Raw genomic sequence first — 3261 nt, forward strand, 5'->3', positions numbered from 1 at the left:
CGTCAACCCTTTTTTATTTAACAAATAAGTTTAAACCACTTCAATATTTTTGTTAAATGTATGAAATTTAACAATCAAACATTAGAAATTATTATGCTTTATTTACATCTTCAAATAAAAATACTGTGTCAGCGCAGTAAATTCCGGGGTGTACTGGTGCCTGGCAGTTTCAATAACCAGTTCATCAGCTTTTATTTCCTGTTTGGTACGTGTAAAGGCTACTAGGCTGCGTTTAATTTCGGCGGCAGGTGTGCCTTTAACCCGTGTAATATAAAATGGGTACAGGCCTTCTTCCCCAGCAAGCGCTATAAATTTCTCTTCTTCTTTATAAGGAATTATTACCGCAAACACGCCTTCATCACTAAGCAGTACTGAGGCTGCTTCAACCAGGTCCTCAAAAGGCAGTGATGCTGCAAAACGTGCCCTGTCGCGCTGTTCATTGCCACTTGTATAACTTTCAGTATAAAAAGGAGGATTTGAAACAATCAGGTCATAGTCGTCTTCGGGCTCTTCCATAAACTCGTCCAGCCCTGCATGATAGCAGAACAGCCTGTCGCCCCAGGGGCTTTCCTCAAAATTTTCCACACATTGCTCGTAAGCATCTTCGTCAATCTCAAGGGCATCTATTTGTTCGGCATTACTGCGCTGTGCCAGCATAAGTGCTATTAGCCCTGTGCCGGCCCCGACATCAAGCACAGAAATAGGATTATGGCCCACAGGCGCCCATGCGCCCAGCAATACACCATCAGTGCCTACCTTCATGGCACATCGGTCCTGCCGTATGGTAAATTGCCTGAATCGGAACATCAGATGATCAGATTTTAGATTGTGGATTTTTAAGCTATCACACATCCGGATATCGATAAAACAAACCTGAAATTTAAAACTTGGAAAGAATTAACCCAAATATAAATCTACTAATCCTTCCGGTGTATTAAGGATTATCTTTTTATTTTCCCTGTCAACCTTTACGATAAAATCATCAATCATGGGGACCAGGATTTCTGTGTCGCCTTTTTTTATTTCAAAAAGAGGTTGTGCCGTACTGTCATTGATAGATTGTATGGTGCCAATATCGCCCAGCCTCTGGTCTTCGGCAGTAAAGCCTATTACTTCATGAAAATAGAATCTGTTCCCTTCCAGTTTTGGCAGTGCGCTCAGCGGCAGGTAAAGTTCTTTCCCTACAAGGGCATCCGCATCTTCTTCAGTATCCACATCCTCAAAACGCACCCTCAGGAAATCATTTTTGTGCAGGGAAGAGCTGGTAATAAAAAATGGAACCAGATGTTTGTTTACTTCAACAAACACTGATTCCAAGTTTTTGTATAACCCGGGTTCGTCAGTATCTAACCAGATAAGGACTTCGCCCTTAAAGCTGAATTTTTTGGCGATTTTGCCAAGAAAGAAACAATCTTCTTTACGCATCCGCCTTAAAAATATTAAGCCTGGGTTTCTTCTGTGTTTTCTTCAGTCGATGCTTCAGCTGTCTCTTCTGTTTCAGCAGCTGTTTCTTCTTCTGATGGAGCAGCGGCAGCTTCGGCCTCAGCCTGCTTTGCAGCAGCTATACGCTCCTCGTTTACTTTTCTTTCTGCTTCAAGCGCTTTGGCTCTGGCATCAGCTTTAGCAGTAGAAAGACCTTGTTTCTTGGCATCTACTTTTCCGGCTTTTTCTTCAAGCCACGCAGCAAGCTTGGCATCAGCCTGCTCCTGTGTAAGCGCCCCTTTGCGCACGCCTCCGTCAAGGTGGTGCTTAAGCAAAGCTCCTTTATAAGAAAGGATTGCCCTTGCAGTGTCGGTTGGCTGTGCACCGTTGTGTAGCCACTGTACAGCGCTTTCAAGGTTCAGCTCAATAGTGGCAGGGTTGGTGTTTGGGTTGTATGTCCCTATTTTTTCAAGGAACCTACCATCTCTTTTAGAACGGCTGTCTGCCGCTACTACCCAGTAAAAAGGCTTTCCTTTTTTACCGTGTCTTTGTAATCTGATTTTTACAGGCATAATCTTGTTGATTAATTTGAGGTACCCGACCTCTGTTATTTAAGGCTGCAAATATATAAAACTTTAATAAACAAATGTTTCAAATAACATATTTTATGAATTTTTGCGTTTATAGGATAAGAGATGCTAAATTAAATTGTGATTTTATTATAAATTGATTAGGATATATTCTATAAAAAACTATTTTTGTCGTTGTAAAATTTGATTTACCCTATTTCCAATTTGCCAAAATGAAAAAAATATTGTCACTCATAGTCTTGTTAGTTGCTTTTGCCTCATGCGAGGAGGATGTAAAATTTAATACCCCTGCCGTACAGGCCTTTAAAGATAATGAAGTATGGAGGGCAACAAATTTTTCAGCTACAAGGTCAGCAAGTAATAATTCGCTTACCATTAATGCCACTAATGGATTTGAAACATTGACATTACGGACCATTTCCGTAAATCCAGGCAGTTACAATCTCGGCCTGGACGAACTTAACAAAGCTACCTTCAGGCTTGAAGCCGACGGTATCATACGGACTTATGAAACAGGTACTGATGAAGATGAGGGCCTGATAATTATTAGTAACCGCCCAAGGGATACAGATTTACAAAGAGGCTTTATATCCGGTGAATTTTATTTTAATGCGACCAATGAAACCGGTCAAAGGGTTAGTTTTTTTGAAGGTAATTTTTACAAAGTACCCATACAGGTGATACCTTGAATATATAACAATTATACCACCTTAGGGTGGTTTTTTTATGACTGAATATTAAAATTGTATTAAATGTTTATAAATCTGCCATTTGTAACTTATTTAAGTTACATTTGTAATGTTTTAAATATTTAATTATGAATATATTCGTAGGAAGCCTTCCGTTCAGTATTGAGGAAGCAGATTTAAGAGAGTCTTTTGAAGCTTACGGGTCGGTTGATTCTGTAAAAATCATTTCAGACAAATTTACCGGCAGGAGCAAAGGGTTTGGCTTTGTAGAAATGCCAAACGACGAAGAGGCTCAAAGGGCTATCGATGAACTGAATGGTGCTAACGTACAGGGGCGTACTATTGTTGTTAACAAATCAGAGCCTAAACCGGAAGGTGAAAGAAGAAGTTTTAATAATAACCGTGGCGGCGGTGACCGGGGAGGTTACAACCGTAACGGTGGCGGAGGATATAACCGCGGCGGAGGTAGCTACAACCGTGGCGGCACTTACTAATATTATAAAAGCTGACATCAAAGAAGCCGTCTCAATACTTAAATTTTGAGACGGTTTTTTATTTGA

5 protein-coding genes are annotated in these 3261 nt (G+C 40.5%); 2 read left to right on the forward strand and 3 right to left on the reverse strand.

What is annotated here, in order from left to right; all coding sequences use genetic code 11:
- Nucleotides 1-102: 102 nt before the first annotated feature.
- From CHU92_RS02270 to CHU92_RS02280, 3 genes are all read right to left on the reverse strand, one after another.
- A complete protein-coding gene (locus CHU92_RS02270; protein ID WP_094412186.1) occupies nucleotides 103-807 on the reverse strand; it encodes a tRNA1(Val) (adenine(37)-N6)-methyltransferase in 705 nt (234 codons plus the stop codon).
- Nucleotides 808-897: 90 nt separating this feature from the next.
- Entirely contained in the window at nucleotides 898-1425 is a 528-nt protein-coding gene (rimM, locus tag CHU92_RS02275; RefSeq protein ID WP_094412188.1) for a ribosome maturation factor RimM, read from the reverse strand.
- 14 nt (nucleotides 1426-1439) lie between these two features.
- Nucleotides 1440-1994, reverse strand: a complete 555-nt coding sequence (locus tag CHU92_RS02280; protein ID WP_094412189.1) for a 30S ribosomal protein S16 — start codon at nucleotides 1992-1994, stop codon at nucleotides 1440-1442.
- Between the two features lie 230 nt (nucleotides 1995-2224).
- Between CHU92_RS02280 and CHU92_RS02285 the strand changes: the two genes are divergently transcribed.
- Nucleotides 2225-2701, forward strand: a complete 477-nt coding sequence (locus CHU92_RS02285) for a DUF6252 family protein (protein WP_094412191.1) — start codon at nucleotides 2225-2227, stop codon at nucleotides 2699-2701.
- A 128-nt stretch (nucleotides 2702-2829) separates the two neighbouring features.
- Nucleotides 2830-3195, forward strand: a complete 366-nt coding sequence (locus CHU92_RS02290; protein WP_094412193.1) for an RNA recognition motif domain-containing protein — start codon at nucleotides 2830-2832, stop codon at nucleotides 3193-3195.
- The last annotated feature ends 66 nt before the right edge of the window (nucleotides 3196-3261 follow it).

This window comes from Flavobacterium cyanobacteriorum, assembly GCF_002251835.1.
In the GTDB taxonomy this organism is placed as follows: domain Bacteria; phylum Bacteroidota; class Bacteroidia; order Flavobacteriales; family Flavobacteriaceae; genus Flavobacterium; species Flavobacterium cyanobacteriorum.